At 68.8% G+C, this 20,273-nt stretch carries 18 protein-coding genes; 10 read left to right on the top strand and 8 right to left on the bottom strand.

The window, feature by feature from the left end:
- Positions 1-31: 31 nt before the first annotated feature.
- Both E3O44_RS07735 and E3O44_RS07730 read left to right on the top strand, forming a co-directional pair.
- On the top strand, positions 32-649 hold the full coding sequence (locus E3O44_RS07735; RefSeq protein ID WP_134534119.1) for a hypothetical protein: 618 nt from the start codon (positions 32-34) through the stop codon (positions 647-649).
- A gap of 42 nt (positions 650-691) precedes the next feature.
- Complete coding sequence (locus tag E3O44_RS07730; protein WP_134534117.1) at positions 692-1,099, top strand: hypothetical protein; 408 nt, start codon at positions 692-694, stop codon at positions 1,097-1,099.
- A 4-nt stretch (positions 1,100-1,103) separates the two neighbouring features.
- On the opposite strand, the gene E3O44_RS07725 is transcribed toward E3O44_RS07730, so the two are convergent.
- Complete coding sequence (locus E3O44_RS07725; RefSeq protein ID WP_134534115.1) at positions 1,104-2,318, bottom strand: class I SAM-dependent methyltransferase; 1,215 nt, start codon at positions 2,316-2,318, stop codon at positions 1,104-1,106.
- Between the two features lie 150 nt (positions 2,319-2,468).
- Here E3O44_RS07725 and groES point away from each other — a divergent pair, with 150 nt between their 5' ends.
- From groES to E3O44_RS07705, 4 genes are all read left to right on the top strand, one after another.
- Positions 2,469-2,765 (top strand): co-chaperone GroES, encoded by a 297-nt coding sequence (groES, locus tag E3O44_RS07720; RefSeq protein ID WP_092339382.1) that lies wholly within the window; start codon positions 2,469-2,471, stop codon positions 2,763-2,765.
- Positions 2,766-2,944: 179 nt separating this feature from the next.
- On the top strand, positions 2,945-3,874 hold the full coding sequence (rarD, locus tag E3O44_RS07715; RefSeq protein ID WP_134534113.1) for an EamA family transporter RarD: 930 nt from the start codon (positions 2,945-2,947) through the stop codon (positions 3,872-3,874).
- A 45-nt stretch (positions 3,875-3,919) separates the two neighbouring features.
- Positions 3,920-4,681 carry a type 1 periplasmic-binding domain-containing protein gene (locus E3O44_RS07710; protein WP_134534111.1) on the top strand — a complete coding sequence of 254 codons (762 nt, stop codon included), beginning with the start codon at positions 3,920-3,922 and terminating at the stop codon, positions 4,679-4,681.
- A gap of 186 nt (positions 4,682-4,867) precedes the next feature.
- The gene (locus E3O44_RS07705; protein ID WP_134534110.1) at positions 4,868-6,202 is read left to right on the top strand and encodes an ABC transporter substrate-binding protein; all 1,335 of its coding nucleotides are present in this window, start codon (positions 4,868-4,870) and stop codon (positions 6,200-6,202) included.
- Between the two features lie 490 nt (positions 6,203-6,692).
- Here E3O44_RS07705 and E3O44_RS07695 read toward each other — a convergent pair whose 3' ends face one another.
- From E3O44_RS07695 to E3O44_RS07680, 4 genes are read right to left on the bottom strand one after another with little or no spacing between them, the layout of a single operon-like run.
- A complete protein-coding gene (locus E3O44_RS07695) occupies positions 6,693-7,475 on the bottom strand; it encodes an ABC transporter ATP-binding protein (RefSeq protein ID WP_134534108.1) in 783 nt (260 codons plus the stop codon).
- A 2-nt stretch (positions 7,476-7,477) separates the two neighbouring features.
- Positions 7,478-8,473: an ABC transporter ATP-binding protein gene (locus E3O44_RS07690; protein ID WP_134534106.1), complete on the bottom strand. Its 996-nt coding sequence runs from the start codon at positions 8,471-8,473 to the stop codon at positions 7,478-7,480.
- Positions 8,463-9,452, bottom strand: coding sequence for a branched-chain amino acid ABC transporter permease (locus E3O44_RS07685; protein WP_134534104.1), 990 nt, complete (start codon positions 9,450-9,452; stop codon positions 8,463-8,465). The genes E3O44_RS07690 and E3O44_RS07685 overlap by 11 nt, the downstream gene beginning before the upstream one ends.
- A 13-nt stretch (positions 9,453-9,465) precedes the next feature.
- On the bottom strand, positions 9,466-10,866 hold the full coding sequence (locus E3O44_RS07680; protein ID WP_241976154.1) for a branched-chain amino acid ABC transporter permease: 1,401 nt from the start codon (positions 10,864-10,866) through the stop codon (positions 9,466-9,468).
- A gap of 252 nt (positions 10,867-11,118) precedes the next feature.
- Here E3O44_RS07680 and guaB point away from each other — a divergent pair, with 252 nt between their 5' ends.
- The gene (gene guaB / locus E3O44_RS07675; protein WP_134534102.1) at positions 11,119-12,621 is read left to right on the top strand and encodes an IMP dehydrogenase; all 1,503 of its coding nucleotides are present in this window, start codon (positions 11,119-11,121) and stop codon (positions 12,619-12,621) included.
- A gap of 54 nt (positions 12,622-12,675) precedes the next feature.
- On the opposite strand, the gene E3O44_RS07670 is transcribed toward guaB, so the two are convergent.
- The 3 genes from E3O44_RS07670 to E3O44_RS07660 form a co-directional block, all read right to left on the bottom strand.
- Positions 12,676-13,818: a MalY/PatB family protein gene (locus tag E3O44_RS07670; protein WP_134534101.1), complete on the bottom strand. Its 1,143-nt coding sequence runs from the start codon at positions 13,816-13,818 to the stop codon at positions 12,676-12,678.
- A 129-nt stretch (positions 13,819-13,947) separates the two neighbouring features.
- On the bottom strand, positions 13,948-15,882 hold the full coding sequence (locus E3O44_RS07665) for a clostripain-related cysteine peptidase (RefSeq protein WP_134534099.1): 1,935 nt from the start codon (positions 15,880-15,882) through the stop codon (positions 13,948-13,950).
- A gap of 11 nt (positions 15,883-15,893) precedes the next feature.
- Positions 15,894-16,586 carry a hypothetical protein gene (locus E3O44_RS07660; RefSeq protein ID WP_134534097.1) on the bottom strand — a complete coding sequence of 231 codons (693 nt, stop codon included), beginning with the start codon at positions 16,584-16,586 and terminating at the stop codon, positions 15,894-15,896.
- Positions 16,587-16,692: 106 nt separating this feature from the next.
- Between E3O44_RS07660 and E3O44_RS07655 the strand changes: the two genes are divergently transcribed.
- The 3 genes from E3O44_RS07655 (at position 16,693) to E3O44_RS07645 (ending at position 20,271) form a co-directional block, all read left to right on the top strand.
- Positions 16,693-17,811 (top strand): GuaB3 family IMP dehydrogenase-related protein, encoded by a 1,119-nt coding sequence (locus E3O44_RS07655; RefSeq protein ID WP_134534095.1) that lies wholly within the window; start codon positions 16,693-16,695, stop codon positions 17,809-17,811.
- A gap of 39 nt (positions 17,812-17,850) precedes the next feature.
- Complete coding sequence (locus E3O44_RS07650; protein ID WP_134534093.1) at positions 17,851-19,611, top strand: glycerol-3-phosphate dehydrogenase/oxidase; 1,761 nt, start codon at positions 17,851-17,853, stop codon at positions 19,609-19,611.
- A 132-nt stretch (positions 19,612-19,743) separates the two neighbouring features.
- Entirely contained in the window at positions 19,744-20,271 is a 528-nt protein-coding gene (locus tag E3O44_RS07645) for a cation:proton antiporter regulatory subunit (RefSeq protein ID WP_134449944.1), read from the top strand.
- Positions 20,272-20,273: the final 2 nt, after the last annotated feature.

The following is a 20,273-nucleotide window of genomic DNA, read 5'->3' as shown; positions in this document are numbered from 1 at the left end:
GGCCCGCCAATGCAGTGGAAAGGAACAGCTCATGAGTGATGTGAATGCTCCGCGCGCCTCGGGACTCCCTCCGGTTCCGGAGGTCCCGCAGGTGCCCGACGTGCCGCACGTGCCCGAGGTGCCCGAGGTCCCACAGATTCCGCGTGGCGAGTCCGCCGGAACGCCCCCCGCGGATTCTGCCTCCGGCCCGCCCGCCGGCCCGCCCTTCATGGGTTCTGCCGCCGGCCCGCCGCTCGGGGACTCTCCCGTCGGCCCGCCTCCCGTCGGCCCGCCTCCCGTCGGCCCGCCGGAGTCCGGCCCGTCGTCACCGCAGCCTCTCGGTTCCGGGTACCCGTACCCTCCCGCCCCGGGGGCGCAGGCGGCGACCCGCCAGCCGGTGCTCAGCATCCTCTCGCTCGTCTCGGGCGTCGTCGGGCTGCTGGGCCTCCCCGTCGCCTTCATCCCCTTCGTCGGCGGGGTGCTCGCCCTGCTGTTGCCGGCCGCGGCGATCGTGCTCGGGGCCCTCGGACGCACCAAAGAACCATACGCCAGGGGGCTCTGGCTGACCGGCCTGATCACCGGCATCGTCGGCGTCGCCCTCGCCCTGTTGAGCATCGTCGTCTGGGTGCTCATCTTCGCAAGCATGCCGAGTACCAACTACTATCGCTGAGAGCCCGTTCCCTGGGCGCAGTGACCGGACCGGGAGGCCGCAGTGACGGATGCACGACACCCGGCCGCCGGCGACGACCTCCGGTTCGCGCTGACGCGCCCGCCGGAGGAGGTCACCGGCGAACTCGACTACGCGTCAACCGTCACGGCCCCCACCGAGTGGGTGCCCTACGTCTACACCGAGTCCGAGCTGCGCGCCCTCGCCAGACGGCGCGCGCTCTCCGTCGCGTCCCTCGGGTTCGGCGCCGTCGGCCTCGCCGGTGCCGTTTTCGTGGTCTGGACCGCGCCGCTCTCGCTCGCCGCCGTCGTGCTCGCCATCTGGGCGAGCCGCACCGAACGCCCGGCCGTCTCGATCTGGGCCTGGGGCCTCGGCACCGGCCTCGCCGGCCTCGTCATCGCCGCGGGCTGGATCGTGCTGATCAGCCAGGGCATCAGCCCCATCCCGCACTGAGAGGTCAGCGCGGCGGCTGCACCCGCTCCACGAGCAGGGCGAGCCTGCGCCCGCCCGCCCGGGTGAGCACCAGCGTCGCCGACTCGGGGCCGTGCAGCTTCAGCCGGGTGCGCAGCACGGCCGGATCCACGTCCACGCCGCGCTTTTTGATCTCGAGCGTGCCGATCCGGCGCTCCTTGAGCGCGAGCCGCAGCTTCTTCTCGTCCACCGGCAGCGACTCGAGCACCCGGAACGCGGTCGCGAACGGGGTCTCGTGCAGGGATTCGGAGCTGAGATAGGCGATGCCCTCCCCGAGCATCAGCGCGTCCAGGCTGCGGGCCAGATCACCGATCAGTCGCGCCCGGATCACGGCCCCGTCCGGTTCGTAGAGGTAGCTCCCCGGAACGCCCGCCTCGCCGGCCACACTGTCGACGTCGACGCTGTCGGCCGCCGCGGTGAGCTCATGACTGCCTGCCCTGCCCAGAAGCAGCGCCGAGCGGCGGATGCCGTCGCGAGCGAGGGCGCCGAACCAGAGTCCCATCTCCACGAGCTTTCCGTCCACCGACACCCACTGTGCTTCCGCGGCTGCGGGAATGGCGTCGCGGTCGTGGCCCGGACCGAGTTTCACGCCGATCGGCATCCGCTCGCTCAGGCCGAAGACGAAGTCGAGATTCGGCGAATAGTCTTCCGGACGGGTCAGCCGGGAGGTGTTGGTGTGCCCGGCCGTGCGACGGGCCGGGTCGAGCCAGGCCGCATCGAAGCCGGTCAGGTCGAAGGTCTCCGCGTCACCGTGCACGACGCTCGCATTGTCGAAGGGAGCGAGGTTGTAGCTTGCGACCGCTGCCGTGACCTCGTCGGTGTCCACGGCGGTCACCAGGATGTCGAGGGCGGCGAGGGCCATCGAGTCGCTGCCGATCCCGCTGCCGAGATCGGCGACCCGGTTCAGGCCGGCCGCCGCGAACCGGCCGGCGTGCAGTGCGGCGACGTTCAGGCGGGTGGCCTGTTCGAGACCGGCCTCGGTGAACAGCATCCGCCCGGCGAAGTCGCCGAACTTGGCCACGGCCTTCGCGCGCAGCCGGGACTGGCCGAGCACCGCGGTCACAAGACCCTGCGGGTGGCCGGCCTTCCGCAGGTCGCTGACCAGGCGCACCACATCGGAGGCGTTGTCCCAGGGCGGAAGCGAGTCCAGCAGGCGCAGCCCATCGGGGGACAAGAGGTCGACAAGCTCGGAGCGGTCCATTGTCCAAACGATATCAAGCCGCGGCCGCCGCGCCCGGAACGCCCGAGTCTGGCACTCACATTGCGTGAGTGCCAGATGCGCCCTAAACTCGCTGTTAGCACTCTCGCTGTGAGTCTGCCAACCAAGTCTTAGCTAAGAAAGAGGTCAACCGTGTCGGTCTCCATCAAGCCGCTCGAGGATCGCATCGTCATCAAGCAGGTCGACGCCGAGCAGACCACCGCATCAGGTCTGGTCATCCCTGACACTGCCAAGGAAAAGCCCCAGGAGGGCGAAGTTGTCGCCGTCGGCCCCGGCCGCATCGACGACAACGGCAACCGCATCCCGCTCGACATTGCCGTGGGCGACAAGGTCATCTACTCCAAGTACGGCGGAACCGAGGTCAAGTTCGGTGGCGACGATCTCCTCGTCCTCTCCGCACGCGACGTGCTCGCCGTCGTCGTCCGCTAGGGAATCCTCCCAGGCGCCACGCACGATCGCAGTATAAGTACGAACAACACAAAATCCCGGATGGCCTGTTCATCCGGGATTTTGTGTTCCCCAGGCCCGCTTCGACGCGGCACGCAGCACCCAGGGCACGCCAACGCAGGGCACGCCAACGCAGAGCACGCCCGTGAAGGGGAATCGTCGTGAGCAGGACACGGAACCAGCCGGTCGAGCCGACCAGCGGACTCGGATTCGCGATCGCAGCGTACGGCCTCTGGGGCCTGCTCCCGCTCTTCTTCCTGCTGCTGCACCCCACGGGACCCTTCGAAGTCGTGGCCTGGCGGGTGCTCTTCTCGCTCGTCTTCTGCCTCGCCCTGATCACCGCCACCCGGGGCTGGCCCGCCCTGCTCGTGGTGCTCCGCCGCCCGAAGACGGTCTGGGTGATGGGCCTGGCCGGTCTCCTGATCTTCGTCAACTGGCAGACCTACGTCTTTGCGACGCTGACCGGGCACGTCGTCGAAGCCGCCCTCGGCTACTTCATGAACCCGATCGTCACGGTACTGCTGGGCGTCTTCGTTCTGCACGAGCGCTTGCGGCGCATCCAGTGGATCGCGGTGGCGATCAGTGCGGCCGCCGTGCTCGTGCTCACCCTCGGCTACGGGGCGCTGCCGTGGATCTCGCTCGTCCTCGCCCTGTCCTTCGGGTTCTACGGGCTGATCAAGAAGAACGTAGGCCCCGGCGTCGGGGCACTCACCGGCCTCACCCTCGAGACCGCCTGGCTGATGCCGATCGCGATCGCGGAACTCCTGATCGTGGGCGCCATGACCGGGCTCACCTTCGGAACGGTGTCGCCCTGGCACACCGTCGGCCTCGTGTCGACGGGCGTCGTGACGGCCGTCCCGCTGTTGTTCTTCGCCGCGGCCGCCCGCCGCCTGCCGCTCAGCCTGCTCGGCCTCGTGCAGTTCGTGGCGCCGGTGCTGCAGTTCCTCGTCGGCGTGTTCATCCTGGGCGAGCCCATGCCGCCGGAGCGCTGGGTCGGCTTCGGGCTCGTCTGGGTCGCGCTCGTGATCCTCACGGTCGACATGGTCGCCACCGGACGCGCCCCGCGGCGAGCATCCCCCGAACCCCTCTGACCGGCGATACGCTCGAGGCATTCCCCACCTGTGAAAGGACCACGGATGCCCTTTCCGCCCACGACCCTCACCTCGCGCCCTCGGGGCCGCACGTCTGCCGGCCTCACGCTCACCGTGGCCGCCGCGCTGCTGCTGACCGGCTGCACCGCGAGTGGCGCCCCTGTCGCCGTGACGAGCACCCCGAGCGTCGCTGCAACGATTGCGCCCACCGGCGACGGCACCCTGTTGATCGGCACGCTGTTCCCGATGACCGGGGAAGCGGGAGTCGCCGTGACCGGTGCCGCGCAGGTCGCGGGCACCGAGCTGGCCGCCCGTGAGATCCTCGAACAGGCCCTGCCCGGCACCCTGCCGATCCAGCTCGTGCATCGGAACTCGACCGGCAATGTCGCGGTCGCGGTCGCCGACCTGGTGGCCCGACACGTCGACCTCGTTCTCTGGGACGCGACGAGCGCCGTGCCCGCCGAGGTCTCGGCGTCCGTGGTCGCCGCGGGAATCGCCCTCCTGCCGCTGAACGATTTCACGAACGGCGGCACTCCGCTCGCGGCGGACGAAGCCTTCGCGGTGCGCCTGCGCACCTCGGATCCTGGGCTCGCCGACACCGCCGGAGGCGGGGAAGCCTTCGACGGGGTGGTGCTCGCGGCGCTCGCCGCGGCCGAGGCAGGCGACGATGGCGGGCCCTCGATCGCCCCGGCCCTCGATCGGGTCAGCCACGGTGACTCGGTGTGCACTTCTTGGGCAACATGCCACACCGCGCTCGGTGAAAAGAAGCAGATCGCCTACCAGGGCGTGACCGGACGACGCTCTTAGTACAGGACCTCGTCGGAGGGCGTCCCCCAGAGCAAGTGCCGGTGGTGTCACGAATCGCTAACGATGTTCTCTTTGCACGGCAAGAAAACATCCTCGAAACAAAGTGATCCTAGGTTGGAGCCTAATAACGCGAGTGGGCCTCACCCGGAGGCGTACTGACGCGTGCAAGATGAAAGGGTACCCAGGATGATTAAATCCAAGCACGCCCTCCGGACCGCCATCGTGGCGGGAGCAGGCGTCATCGCCGTCATGCTCTCCGGTTGTGCATCCGGCGGCGGTTCTACCGCTACCACGACCTCGGCCGCGGCCTCGTCCTCGTACACCGACGCAGCTTGTGCGAGCGGAGCGTCCACGGACAAGTCGCTGGTCGTCGGCTCGATCCTCCCGATCACCGGTAGCCTCGCCTATCTCAACCCGCCGGAACTCGCCGGCGTTGGCCTCGCCGTCTCCGACATCAACGCCGCCGGCGGCGTCGACGGCAAGGACGCCTGCGTCCTGGCCACCGACTCCGGTGACAGCACGGACCTGACGATCTCGACAGCATCGGCCCAGAAGCTCATCGCGGCCAAGGTCTCCGTCGCCATCGGCGCGGCGTCCTCGAGCGTTTCGCTCAACGTCGTCGACTCTTTCGCCTCCGCGAAGATCGTCCAGATCTCCCCGGCCAACACCTCGGCCAAGCTCAGCGGCTACGGTCCGTTCTACTTCCGCACCGCACCGCCGGACTCGGTCCAGGGTTCCGCGCTCGGCCAGCTCATCACGGGTGACGGCAACGCCAAGGTCGCCTTCCTGGTCTTCAACGACTCCTACGGCACCGGCCTCCGCGACTTCACGCAGAAGAGCATCGAAGCCTCCGGCGGAACCGTCGTCTACGGCGGCAAGGGCAACGGCCAGGAATTCCCCCCCGGCCAGACCACGTTCTCGTCCGAGGTGACCGCCGCCAAGGCGACCACCCCCGACGCGATCGTCATCCTCGCCTTCGACGAGACCAAGTCGATCATCCCCGAGCTCAAGGCCCAGGGCGTCGACCTCTCCAAGGTCTACCTGTCCGACGGCAACACCGCCGACTACAGCAAGGACTTCGAAGCCGGCACGCTGACCAGCGCACAGGGCACGATCCCCGGCGCATACCCGGCCGACGAATTCAAGGGCAAGCTCGTCTCCTGGTACAAGGACACCCAGAACGCGGCTCTCGGAGACTTCTCCTACGCCCCCGAGGCCTACGACGCGACCACCCTCTCCGCCCTCGCGGCGCTGAAGGCCAAGTCCACCGTCTCCGCCGACATCCAGGCGCAGCTCGCGGCCGTCTCCGGCGCGAGTGGCAAGGGCACCAAGTGCAAGAGCTACGCCGAGTGTGCACCGCTCGTCACCGCCGGAACGGACATCCAGTACGTCGGACAGTCCGGCGTCGGCCCGTTCAACTCGCACAACGAGCCGTCGAGCGCCTTCATCGGCATCTACAAGTTCGACAAGGACAACAAGCCGGTCTGGCAGTCCGCCATCGAAGGACAGACCTCCTACTAGTCGGAGAGTGCTGATCTTCGGCTGAGGCCGTAAGAACACAGGGAGCGGGGTCGGGCGAAAGCCCGGCCCCGCTCTTTGGTGCACCCGCCTCCGCGCGTGCGCCGGTGCGGCAGCATCCGCTCGTCCGCTGAGGTGTCGCACATCGACGTTCGCCGGGCGCACGAACGTCGATCTGCGACACCTCAGCGACGCCAGCGACACCAGCGACGCCAGCGACGCCAGCGACGCCAGCGACGCCAGCGACGCCAGCGACGCCAGCGACACCAGCGACACCAGCGACGCCAGCGACGCCAGCGACGCCAGCGACGCCAGCGACGCCAGCTGCGCCCGCGCCGGTTTCGGCAGGCCGCGCCTGCCGTTTCGGGAGCGGGCTGCGCAGACGGGCGCGGTTGCGGGCGGATGCCGGCGGGGACGCGAAAAGGCCCGTACCGGCCCTCAGGGGGGGCTGGCACGGGCCTCTCGGTCGTGCGGGTGGGCCGGAAGACCCGGGTCAAGCGATGGTGACGGGCTTGTCGTCCTTCTCGGCGTCAACATCCTTGGCGAGGGTGCCGAGGTAGAGCTCGATAACCTTCGGGTCGTCCGCGAGTTCGCGACCGGTGCCCGTGTACGCGTTGCGGCCCTGATCGAGCACATAGCCGCGGTCGCAGATCTGCAGGCAGCGGCGGGCGTTCTGCTCGACCATCACGATCGTCACGCCGGTCTTGTTGATCCGGCGGGTGCGGATGAAGGTCTCGTCCTGACGCACGGGGGACAGTCCGGCGGACGGCTCGTCGAGGAGCAGCACGGAGGGGTCCATCATGAGTGCGCGCGCCATCGCGACCGACTGGCGTTCACCACCGGAGAGCGAACCGGCCCGCTGGGTGCGGCGGTCGGCGAGGGCGGGGAACAGGTCGAAGATCGCGTCGAGGCGCTCGCTGAGCAGTCGGGGCCGCAGGTACAGGCCCATCTGCAGGTTCTCCTCGATCGTGAGCGAGGGGAACACGTTGTTGTTCTGGGGGACGAAGCCGACACCGGCCTGCACGAGGCGGTTCGCCTTGAACCCGGTGATGTCCTCGCCCTTGAGCGTGACGCTGCCGCTGCGGACGGACACGAGTCCGAACAGCGCCTTCAGCAGCGTCGACTTGCCGGCGCCGTTCGGGCCGATGATTCCGATGAGCTCACCCGGGTAGACATCCAGGTTGCAGCCATTGAGGATATTGACCCCGGGAACGTAGCCGGCGACGAGATCCGTCGCCTGCAGGACCGGAGCGGGGGAGCCTGTGGGTACAACCATGACTACGCGTCGCCTTCCGTGCGGTTTTCGAGTTCGACCTCTTTGGCCAGTTCCTCCGCGACTTCGTCCGTGAGGAGAGAGTCGTCGCCGAGGTCGGTGTCGTGGTGCGCGCCGAGATAGGCGTCGATCACGGCCTGGTCGTCCATGACGGTCGCCGACGGGCCTTCCGCAACGACCTTGCCTTCGGCCATCACGACGACCCAGTCGGAGATGTGCCGCACCATGTGCATGTCGTGCTCGACGAACAGGACGGTCATGCCCTCGTCGCGGAGCGACTTGATGTGGCCGAGCAGCGACTGGGTGAGCGCGGGGTTGACCCCGGCCATCGGCTCGTCGAGCATGATCATGGTCGGTTCGCTCATGAGCGCCCGCGCCATCTCGAGGAGTTTCTTCTGGCCGCCGGAGAGGCTGCCGGCCATGTCGTTCTTCTTCTCGAGAAGCTTGAAGCGCTGCAGGAGGTCCTCGGCCTGCAGCGTGATCTCCCGTTCGCGGGCCGCCCAGAGTGGCTTGATCACCGCGGCGAAGAGGTTCTCACCCGGCTGGTCCTTCGCGCCGAGGAGCATGTTCTCGAGAACGGTGAGCCGGGACAGCGCCTTGGTCAGCTGGAAGGTGCGCACCATGCCGCGCTGGGCGACCTTCGCGGCTCCCATGTTGTTGACGGACCGCCCATTGAACATCGACCGGGCGGCATGGTCGGACTTCGGCCCGCCGATGAGGCGCGGGGCGGAGCTCGGCTTGTCGAAGCCCGTGATCAGGTTGAAGAACGTGGTCTTACCCGCGCCGTTCGGTCCGATCAGGGCCGTGATGATTCCGCGCTGCACCTCGAGGTGCGGCACGTTGACGGCGGTCATGCCGCCGAACTGACGCACGATGTTGTCGACGACGAGGATCGGGTCCGGCTTGGGGACGCCGGGCAGGGGCGAGACGGCGGCGACGCTCGCCGTGGCGGCGGCCGCGGCTTTCGTCGGGGCGGGGGTGACTCCGAGATCAGTTGACATTGAAGCTCAGCTCCTTCTTGTTGCCGAGTACACCCTGGGGTCTGAAGATGACCACGAGCATGAGCACCACACCGATCAGAATCCAGGAGAACTGTTCGGCCTGCTGGCCGTTCATGATGCTGTCCGGCACGAACTGGCCGGCGATACCCTGCACGAACAGGCGCAGGGCGAAGAAGATGATCGAGCCGAGCACGGGCCCGAACACGGTCGCGGCGCCGCCGAGCAGCAGCGCGGTCCACACGAAGAAGGTCATCGACCGACCCATGCTGTCCGCCTGAACGGATGCCGGCAGCACGTAGATGATGCCGCCGAGCGCTCCGATGGTGCCGCCGAGGATGAGCGCCTGCATCTTGTAGGCGTAGACGTTCTTGCCGAGGCTGCGGATCGCATCCTCGTCTTCGCGGATGCCGCGGAGCACGCGACCCCACGGGCTGCGCATCAGCAGGAACACGAAGAGGCAGAGGATCCCGACGATGGACCACGCCACGAGGCGGACCCACCAGCCGTTCGACCCGGTGTTGTCGTAGGTGAACGGGCCGAGGGTGGTCTGGCCGTCGCCGAGGAAGGACAGGTCGGTGAACGGGCCGCGGTAGCTCTGGCCCGTGAGGCCGTTGGAACCGCCGGTGATGTCGGTGAGGAGCGAGGAGCGCCCGATCATCCGGACGATCTCGGCGGCCGAGATCGTCACGATCGCGAGGTAGTCACCGCGCAGCTTCAGCGTCGGGACACCGAGGACGAGCGCGAACACCGCCGCGGCGACGAGTGCGATCAACACGGCGGGGAACAACGGGATCCCGGCGACGATGGAGATGGCGAAGGCGTATGCGCCGACGAGCATGAACCCGGCCTGGCCCATGTTGAGCAGCCCGGTGTAGCCGAAGTGGATGTTGAGTCCGATGGCGGCGATGGCGAGTGCCGCCGTCGATGGCGAGAAGGCGGAGGCGGCGATCGCCGTCAGGGTTGTCAGAAATTCATTCACGGTCTTGTCCTTCCTAACCGATGCGCTCTCGGCGCCCGAAAATGCCTTGTGGCCTGACGAGCAGGACGAGGATGAGAATGAGCAGTGCCGTGGCGTACTTGAAGTCACCCGGCAGCACGAGGTTCGTGAGCTCGACGACCATGCCGATGATCATCGCGCCGGCGAGGGCGCCGAACGCGGTACCGAGCCCGCCGAGGGTGACCGCGGCGAACATCAGCAGCAGCAGCTGCAGGCCGGTCTGCCAGTTCACGCCGTTGAGCACGAGGCCGAGCATCACGCCCGCGAGGCCGGCGAGGCCGGCAGAGGCCGTCCAGACCAGGCGGATGATGGCGTCGACGTCGATACCGGAGGCCGCGGCGAGCGAGGGGTTGTCCGAAACGGCGCGGGTGGCCCGGCCGATGCGGGAGCGGAGCAGGAAGAGCCCGACGAGGATGATGACCGCGACGGCGATGCCCATCGCCCAGAGCGACTGCACCGAGAGGGTGATCGGCCCGATTTCGACGGTGACCGGGTTGGCCTTGTCGATCCGGACGGTCTTGGCGCCGATGAAGAACTGGAACGCGTACTGCAACGCGATCGAGAGCCCGATGGTCACGATCATCAGCTGGGTGTTCGGCAGGCCGCGCTTGCGCAGCGGTTTCCAGATCAGCGCGTCCTGGAAGTACCCGGTCGCCGCGCAGACGACGACGGTGAGGAAGGCGGCAAGGAAGAGGTTGAGGCCGAGCTGGTTGGCCAGCACGAAGGCCAGCAGTCCGCCGAGGGTGACCTGCTCGCCGTGGGCGAAGTTGCTCAGCCCGGTCGTGCCGTAGATCAGCGAGAGGCCCACGGAGGCGAGGGCGAGCAGCAGCCCGAGGCGGATGCCCGACGCGGCCTGCTGGAGGAAACGCTCCCAGGTGACGGAGCCGCCGGTGGCCGCGCTCGTGTCGCCCGTGGTCGGCGCGGAGGTCGAGCCGCTGGAACTGCCGCCGCTGCCGCTGAGCTTGAAGATGGTGCCCGTGTTGCGACCCAAACCGCCGGTGACGGTGGCCGGGTTGGTGACGCTCGGATCGAGCGTCTCCCCGCTCGGCAGGGTCGTGGTGTCGAGGGTCACGGTGTAGGGGCCGGCGACCGTGATGGCCACGCCCCACTTGCCCGCGGCATCCGTGGTGAGCGTCTCGGGGGCGTCACCGCCGGCGATGGTCAGCTTGACGCCGACAGCCGGGTCACCGTTGGACTGCTTGATGGTGCCCTGGATGCAGCCCGTCGTCGCGTCGGCGACGCACTTCGTCGTCGGCGTGGCCGTCGCGGCCGAAGCACTGGTCGCGCCGAGGCCCATCAGGCCCAGACTGGCGACTCCGATGAGAAGGAGACCGGCGAGCATCCGCCGGGACGACAGGAGGCCTGCCGTGCGGGTTCGCTGCGTGAATGGTGTCAAAACGTAACCTCCGTGAACGGGCGGGGCCTCGGGGTGGTCGAGGGGAAAAAACTCGGGTAAACCGGCCCCTGCCAACTTCTTCGTCGACAGTACGTCCCGATTATGTCGCAAATGTTTCGGACTGGTCTTGGGAATCGGTTCGGTCATCAAGGAATGCGCATGCGGAGAAGTCGCTTAACATTGGTAAACCGGTCGTTTCGACGAATTCCCGGACTTTTCTGTAATTACTCTGCACCAGTTAAAAGGGGTTCCATGGATCAGCCAGATCCGTTCGGTTTCACCGGGCTTACCTACGACGACGTCCTGCTTCTGCCGGGCCACACCGACGTCATTCCCAGTGAAGCAGTGACAATGTCGCGGTTGACCCGCAGAATCAGCGTCGCGACGCCGCTGCTCTCGAGCGCCATGGACACGGTCACCGAGACCAGGATGGCCATCGCCATGGCCCGTGAAGGGGGGCTCGGTGTTCTGCACCGCAACCTGTCGATCGCGGACCAGGCCGAACAGGTCGATCTCGTCAAACGCAGCGAATCCGGAATGATTACCAATCCGGTAACAACTTCGCCGGAGGCCACTGTTGCGGACGTCGACGCGCTCTGCCGGCAGTTCCGGATCAGCGGACTCCCGGTCGTCGACGGTGACGGTGTGCTCGTCGGCATCATCACGAACCGCGATATGCGCTTCGTCACGGCCACCCAGAAGCACACCATGCGGGTGCGCGAGGTGATGACGCGGATGCCGCTCATCACCGGCAAGGTCGGCATGGCCCCGATGGACGCGGTCGCCATCTTCGCCACCCACAAGATCGAGAAGCTTCCCCTCGTCGACGACGCCGGCAGGCTCACCGGCCTGATCACCGTCAAGGACTTCGACAAGAGCGAGGAATACCCGCACGCGACGAAGGACGACGCCGGCCGGCTGCGGGTCGGAGCGGCCATCGGCTTCTTCGGCGACGCCTGGCAGCGCGCGACCGCGCTGCTCGAAGCCGGGGTCGACGTGCTCGTCGTCGACACCGCCAACGGCGACAGCGCCGGCGTGCTCGAGATCATCCGCCGGCTCAAGACCGACCCGGCCTTCGCGGACGTGGACGTCATCGGCGGCAACGTCGCGACCCGGAGCGGAGCGCAGGCACTCATCGACGCCGGCGCGGACGCGATCAAGGTCGGGGTCGGTCCCGGCTCCATCTGTACGACCCGCATCGTCGCCGGTGTCGGCGTCCCCCAGATCACGGCCGTCTACCAGGCCTCCCTCGCCGCCCGCGAGACCGGGATCCCGGTCATCGCCGACGGTGGCCTGCAGTACTCCGGTGACATCGCCAAGGCGCTCGTCGCCGGCGCGGACACCGTGATGCTCGGCTCGCTCCTCGCCGGCTGCGACGAGAGCCCGGGAGAGCTCGTCTTCGTCAACGGCAAGCAGTTCAAGACCTACCGCGGCATGGGCTCGCTCGGCGCGCTGCAGACCCGCGGCAGCAAGACGTCCTATTCCAAGGACCGGTACTTCCAGTCGGACGTGCCTTCCGACGACAAGCTCATCCCCGAGGGCATCGAAGGACAGGTCCCGTACCGCGGCCCGGTGTCCGCCGTCGCGTACCAGCTCATCGGCGGCCTCCGCCAGTCGATGTTCTACGTCGGGGCGCGCACGATCGACGAACTCAAGCAGAAGGGCAAGTTCGTGCGGATCACCTCCGCCGGACTCAAGGAATCGCACCCGCACGACGTGCAGATCGTGGTCGAGGCCCCGAACTACCGCCGCTGAGCCTCCCGGCGGGTGGCGGGTGGCGGATGCCGCGGCGCGGGGCCCGCGCGCGGCTCAGGTCGCGGCGGCGATCCGCGACACGGCCTCGCTGAGCACCTCGGGTGAGCAGCCGAAGTTGAGCCGGGCGAAACCGGCGCCCGTAGCGCCGAAGAGCAGCCCGGGCATGAGTGCGACTTTCGCGCGCTCGAGGGCGACGGCCGCCGGGTCGTCGCCCCAGCCGAGGGAGCGCAGGTCCAGCCAGGCCAGGTAGCCGGCCCGCGGCTGCTCGTAGCCGACACCGCCGAGGTGTGCGTCGAGGAGCCCGGCCAACAGGCCGCGGTTCTCCTCGAGCGCCGTACGCGCCGCGTCGAGCCACGGGCCGCCGTACCGGAACGCCGCGGTGCTCGCGAGCAGCCCGAGGTGGCCGGTGCGCTCGCGGATCCCGGGCGGCAGGGCGGAGGTGAGCAGGCGCATTCGCTCGGAGGCCGTGACGATGAGCGCGCAGGTGAGGCCGGCGAGGTTCCAGGCCGTGCTCGCGCTCGTCACGCAGACGCCGTGCCGCGCCGCGGCGGGGGACACCGTGAGGTACGGCGTGAAACTCTCGGCGCTGTAGGTGAGCGGGGCGTTCACCTCGTCGCTGACCACGAAGGCCCCGTACCGTTCGGCGAGCTCGGCGAGTGCCGTGAGGTCCTCGATGCCGTGCGGGTGGCCGAGCGGGTTCTGCGGATTGCAGAGCAGCACGGCGCGGGCGCCCCGCCGGAGCGCGGCCTCGAGGCCGTCGAGGTCGAGCGTCCAGCCGGTCTGCCCGTGCAGCAGCGGCACGTCGATGACGCGGCCGCCCGCCTCGGGCACGAGGTCGAAGAACGGCGGGTACACCGGCGGAGTGATCACGACCTCGTCGCCGGGCGCGAGGATCATCCGCAGCACCTCGACGACGGCCGAGCCCACCTCGTTCGTCGCGACGACCTGCCTGGGGTCGACGTGCCAGCCCCAGCGCCGGGCGGCGAAGGCGGCGAACGCGTCGGCAAGCGGCGCAGCGGATGCCGCATAGCCGGTGTCGCTCCGCCGCACGGCTTCGAAGAGGGCGTCCCTGATCGGCTCGGCGAGCGGGTAGTCGAGTTCGGCGACGAAGAGGGGCAGCACGTCGTCGGGGAATGCGCGCCACTTGAGGCTCGTGCGTTCGCGCAGCAGGGACAGTGGTTCGGCTTCGATGTCCATGACAGCAGCTTGCACCTTCTGTGCGACGCGCGCACCGATCGATTGCCTCGCTGAGGTGTCGCAGATCGAGGTTCGCGGGCGCAACGAACGTCGATCTGCGACACCTCACGACAGCGCGGGCCGTGCGGGTCAGGGGACGGTGGCCGTGCCGCTCACGCTGGCGCTGTTGCCGCCGAAGTCGGTCACGGTCAGGTCGATCCGCAGCCGGCTGCCGGAGGGGAGCCTGGCGAAGGCGTAGTGCAGGGCAGGGAGGTCGGCGTAGAGGCCGTAGTCGCTCGTGCCGACCCAGCTCTCGGTGCCGTCGCCCTGCACGTTGAGCCGCTCGGGCACGATGATGCCGGTCGGGTCAGCGGTGAGCTCGCCGTAACTGCCGAGCTTGTCGTCGTACGCGAAGTAGGTCTCGTTGCGGATCTCTCCACTCGCGCCGTCGAGGGTGAGGCTCAGGAGCACGTCCTGGTAGGTCTCTCCCGCAACGTCACCGGGCGAGTAGTACGCCATCGGCACGTCGACCGTGACGGATCCGGATCCGGGTCCGGACGCGGCAGCGCCCGTGTCGTCGCCGAACTGCGCGTATGCGGGCGTCGTGTCGGTGCCGTCGCCCAGGGTGAGCTGGGTGAGGTCGTAGCCCCCATGCACCCGCCCGGACCCGCCCGCATCCACCGTCGCCGGTCGCTCGCCGAGGTAGGTGACCGAGCCGTCCGCCTCGATGAGGCCGTATCGCAGGGATGCGCTCGCCGCGTTCCCGAGCCCGGCCGGGTCGAGCGTGGCGCTGATGCTCAGGCCGTCCGCGCCGAAGGAGATCTCGGCGCCACTGTCGGTGAACCGGGCCTTCTCTCCGCCGGGGATGGCACCGCCGGCCGCGTAGTAGGAGGTCAGGAAGTCGAGCCAGCCGCCCGCGGTGCCGAGTGCCCGGTAGTCGTCAGCGAAATAGGCCTTCTGGGGTGGGAAGTAGATCGACAGCCCGGTGGCACCCGCGGTGGACTGGCCGTCGACCTTGTCGACTACCGCTGAACTGATCGCCCGCACGAGTGTCCCGGCCGCGTCGGCTTCCGCGGTGTCGCCCTGGCCGATCTCGCCGGCGAGGATGCCGAGGTCGGCCATGAAGGAGTCCTCGGCCGGATCGGGGCTGCGCCCGAAGCCGAGGGTTCCGGCGAGGGTGCGGCCCACGACGGGGGCGATGCCGGACCCGCGCTCGACCAGGCCGTTGCTGAAGGCCGCGAGTGCGGCATCCACTGCCGGCAGCTTGCCGAGGTCGACGAGCGAGAGGGTGATTTCTGCCGCGTCCCCTTCGGTCTCTGCCTGGGACTGGAACCCCTGGATCAGGGCTGACCCGAGTTCGTCGACGGTGGCGCCTTGTGCGGCAGGCTCGAGGGCGGTGTAGTTCCAGCCGTGACCTGGCTCGAGCTCCTGGGAGGCGAGCAGGCGGTCCGCGCGCGGTGCGAGGGTGCTGGCGACCTCGTAGGTCGCCATCAGGCACGCGTCGAAGCCGAGCAGGTCGAGCTTCGCGACGCCGGCGGCGCTCAGGCCGCTGCCGATCGCGTCGTTCAGCTCGGCGAGGCTCAGCGGGTCACCGTCGGCAGACTCGTCGCCGCCGACTCCCGGCCAGGATGCGCCGTGGTCGGAGATGATCACGGCGTAGTGTTCCGCGGGGAACGCCGTGATGCCGCGCGTAATGAAGGAGGAGAGCACGGCGGGGTCGCCGGTGTCGACGGGGCCGAGGTCGTCCATCACCTCGGCGCCGCCCGGCAGCACGTGCAGGAGCTTCCCGCCGGTCCAGTCGGCCTGGCCGAGCACGGGTTCGGTGCTGTAGTCCGCCGAGCGGTCGACGAGGGCGACGAGGTTGAGCCCGTCGTGCGAGCCGACCTCGCCCATCTCACCGAGGTCGGCCATCATGAACGGCTCGAGATCGGTATCGGCGATCGAGTAGGTGAGCACGGTCCAGCTGCCGGCCGCCGGGCCGTCACCGCCGTTCGGGGCGACCGGGCCGCCGGTCGTGCACGCGGCCAGGCTCGCCAGGAGCGCCAGCGCGGCAACCGCCGCGACAGCCTTACGTGCAGCTCGCACGGCTCGCGCCGCTACAGGCCGACGTAGGGGATCACCGCGGTCAGCGCGGCGGCGGCGAGGAAGATCACCACGCCGGTCGACATCAGCACAAGCTGCACCTTGAACTGCCGCACGAGGGCGGCGATGCCGAGCAGGAAGAGCGAGATGGACATCAGCACGGTGTTGAGGGTGAGCCGGTCGCTGAGGCTGTTGTACTCGTCGCCCTGGCTGATCGTCGCGACCGACTTCGCCTGCCCCTCCGCATAGCTACCGAACAGGGTGCTCTGGTATTCCTCGTCGTCGAGCGGGCTGTGGTAGACCGTGGCGTCGGCCGTGTTGGCGGCGTCGGCCCGGGCGATGGCCGCGGCGAAGTCCGTCGAAACCGCCTGGAAGGTCAGGGTGTCGTACTTCCCGGTCGCGTCCGCGGCGATCGCGGCATTCGTGCTGTCCTTCTCGATATCGAGCTCGGCGAGACGGTTCCAGACCTGGGTGTCCTCCAGGAACTGCTGGTTGGCCTCGAGGTAGAGCGACTCCGCCTCGGTCGACTGGGTCGAACCCTTGGTGTACGCCCCGGCCATCTGGCTGTCGTAGAGGGCCGCCTGGAACGACGCGTACGCCGTGGCGATCGAGACGAGGCCGAGGAGCACCGCGATCACGAGCTCGAGATTGCTGAACATCAGGTTGAGGCGGGGCTTCGCGGACTCGGTGGGTTTTTCGGACGACATCGGGTGCTCCTGGTGCATCGGGCAGGTTTGCGGGTCTCACCTGCAGGATTTGCGCCAGCTTAGTGGTTCACATCCTCCGGTTACGGGCTGCGCCTAAGCTGGGGGTATGGAAATCGAGATCGGCCGCTCCAAGCGCGCTCGCCGCGCGTACGCCTTTGATGACATCGCGGTCGTGCCCAGTCGGCGCACCCGCGACCCGGAAGACGTGAACGTCAGCTGGACGATCGACGCGTACGAATTCGCGATCCCGTTCCTCGCCGCTCCGATGGACTCCGTGGTGTCGCCGACGACGGCGATCATGATGGGCCAGCTCGGTGGCATCGGTGTGCTCGACCTCGAGGGCCTCTGGACCCGCTACGACGACCCGGAACCGCTCCTCGCCGAGATCCGCGAGCTGCCGGCCGACCGTGCGACCGCCCGCATGCAGGAGATGTACTCCGAGCCGATCAAGCCGGAGCTCGTCACCGCGCGGCTCGCCCAGATCCGCGCCGCCGGGGTCACCGTCGCCGGAGCCCTCTCCCCGCAGCGCACCCAGGAACTGTACGAAACCGTCGTCGCCGCCGGCGTCGACCTCTTCGTCATCCGCGGCACCACCGTGTCCGCCGAGCACGTCTCGCTCAACCAGGAGCCGCTCAACCTCAAGAAGTTCATCTACGAGCTCGACGTTCCCGTCATCGTCGGCGGTGCGGCCACCTACACGGCGGCCCTCCACTTGATGCGTACCGGTGCTGCCGGTGTGCTCGTCGGCTTCGGGGGCGGCGCGGCCTCGACCACGCGGGCCTCGCTCGGCATCCACGCCCCGATGGCCACGGCCGTCGCCGATGTCGCCGGCGCTCGCCGCGACTATCTCGACGAATCCGGCGGACGCTACGTGCACGTCATCGCCGACGGCGGCCTGAGCACCTCCGGCGACATCGTCAAGGCGCTCGCCTGCGGCGCGGACGCCGTCATGCTCGGCACCACGCTGGCCAGGGCGACGGATGCCCCCGGCGGCGGATTCCACTGGGGCGCCGAGGTGCACCACCCGCAGCTGCCCCGGGGCAAGCGCGTCGAGGTCGGCACCGTCGCCCCGCTCGAGACCATCCTCTACGGGCCGACTCCGATCGCGGACGGCACCGCCAACCTGGTCGGTGCACTCCGCCGGTCGATGGCGACCACCGGGTATTCGACGTTGAAGGAATTCCAGCGCGTCGAGGTGGTTGTCGCGCCGTACCGAACGAACTAGCGTCGAGGTACGCACCACCATCTCGATGGGAGTACCCACATGGCAACAGGGAATTCGGTCACGCGGTCGAACAAGCTGGGACCGGCGGAACGTGCCGCGGCCATTGAACGGCTGAAATCCAAAGAGGTCGACATTCTCGTCGTCGGCGGCGGGATCGTCGGCGCGGGTAGCGCCCTCGATGCGGTCACCCGCGGACTGAGCGTCGGCATTCTCGAGGCACGGGACTGGGCCAGCGGCACGTCGAGCCGGTCGTCGAAGCTCGTGCACGGCGGCATCCGCTATCTCGAACAGCTCGACTTCCGACTCGTCCGGGAGGCGCTCACCGAGCGGGGGCTGCTCCTCCAGCGGATCGCCCCGCACCTGGTCAAACCGGTGCGCTTCCTGTACCCGCTGAAGAAGCGCGTCACCGAGCGCTTCTACGTCGGCGCCGGCATGCTGCTCTACGACATCTTCTCCTACACTGGCGGTCGCCCGCCCGGCGTTCCGCACCACCGGCACCTGTCCAAGCATCAGGTGATGGGCATGATCCCGAGCCTCGACGCCGACGCGACGGTCGGCGGCATCACCTACTACGATGCGCAGGTCGACGACGCCCTGTACACGGCGTCGCTCGTGCGCACCGCGTCGTTCTACGGCGCGCACGCGGCGAACCGGGTGCGCGTCGAGGGCTTCATCAAGGTCGGCGAACGGGTCGTGGGGGTGCGGGCGCACGACCTCGAGACCGGCGAACGTTTCGAGGTACGCGCGAAGCAGGTCGTGAACGCGACCGGCGTCTGGACGGACGACACCCAGCGGATGGTCGGCGAGCGCGGCACGTTCAAGGTGCGGGCGAGCAAGGGCATCCACCTCGTCGTGCCGCGGGACCGGTTCCAGTCGGCGATGGGGCTGCTGCTGCGCACCGAGAAGAGTGTGCTCTTCGTGATCCCGTGGGGCAGGCACTGGCTGATCGGCACCACGGACACCGACTGGCACCTCGACAAGGCGCACCCCGCCGCGACGGCCGCCGACATCGACTACCTGCTCGAGCACGTCAATGCGGTGCTGCGCGTGCCGCTGACCCGCGAGGACGTCGAGGGTGTCTACGCGGGCCTCCGGCCGCTGCTCGCGGGGGAGTCGGAGCAGACCTCGAAGCTGTCCCGTGAGCACCTGGTCGGGCACTCCGTTCCGGGTCTCGTCGTGATCGCCGGCGGCAAGTGGACCACATACCGGATCATGGCGAAGGACGCCATCGACGCCGCCGTGGACGCCCTCGACGGGAAGATCGCCCCGTCGACGACGCACGAGATTCCGCTGCTCGGCGCGGAGGGATACAAGGCCGCGTGGAACAAGCGCACCCGGATCGCCACTGCCTTCGGGCTGCACACCGTGCGGGTCGAGCACCTGCTCAACCGGTACGGCACCCTCACCGACGAACTGCTCGACCTCATCCGTGAGCGCCCGGAGCTGATCGAGCCGCTGCCGGGAGCCGACGACTACATCCAGGCCGAGGTCGTGTACGCGGCCGGTCACCTCGGTGCCCTGCACCTGGACGACGTGCTCGCGCGGCGCACCCGTATCTCCATCGAGGCGTGGGATCGCGGCGTGTCCGCGGCGCCGGTCGCGGCCCGACTGATGGCCGGGGTGCTCGGCTGGGACGCCGAACACGAGGAACGCGAGGTCGCGGTCTACCTCAAGCGCGTCGCCGCGGAACGGGCCTCGCAGCTCGAACCCGACGACGAGTCCGCCGACCGGGTGCGCCTCGAGGCTCCCGACATCGTCCTGACCGAGCGGTCGGCAATGGGTGACGCCGTCACAAACTGACGCGGCAGCACCACCCCCTGGCGGATGCCGGGCGCACGACGTGCGCCCGGCATCCGTTTGCGCCCCGGCCGGGGTCACGGACTGCATCGGTAGACTGGGGCCACTTGCCCTTAATCTTCAGGAGTCGTAACCATGGTTGACGTTCGGCGGGTCAAGCTTCCCGGAGTGGGTGTGCTGCACACCTTCATCACCGATGACGGCGGCAAGGTCGGCGTCATCGCCCACCGCTCCGGACACAGCGACCTCATCACCTTCGCGGACGACGAGGGCGGCCCCGACGCGAGCAAGGTCTCCCTGCGCCTCAACGAAGACGAGGCGCACACCCTCGCCGAACTCCTCGGCGGCACCCAGATCACCGAGTCGCTCACCGCGCTCGACCAGATCCCCGGTCTCAGCATCGACTGGTTCACGGTCGACTACGAGGACCACATCGCCGGCCAGACCCTCGGCAATCCCGCAGACCGCGGCATCGCCGGCCTCACGGTCGTCGCCGTCGTGCGCGGCGAGTCTGCGAACCCGGCACCGGCCCAGGACTTCCGGGTCTTCCCCGGTGACACGCTTGTCGTCGCCGGGTCCCCGGAGAAGGTCGCCAAGGCGTTCACGTTCTTCCGCACCGGTGAGCTCAAGGCCAAGACCGTCGACGCGCCCCCTGGGGGCTAACG

It is taken from the genome of Cryobacterium algoricola, from assembly GCF_004402485.1.
Taxonomy (GTDB): Bacteria; Actinomycetota; Actinomycetes; order Actinomycetales; family Microbacteriaceae; genus Cryobacterium; species Cryobacterium algoricola.
This window is presented reverse-complemented; position numbering and strand designations above follow the sequence as displayed.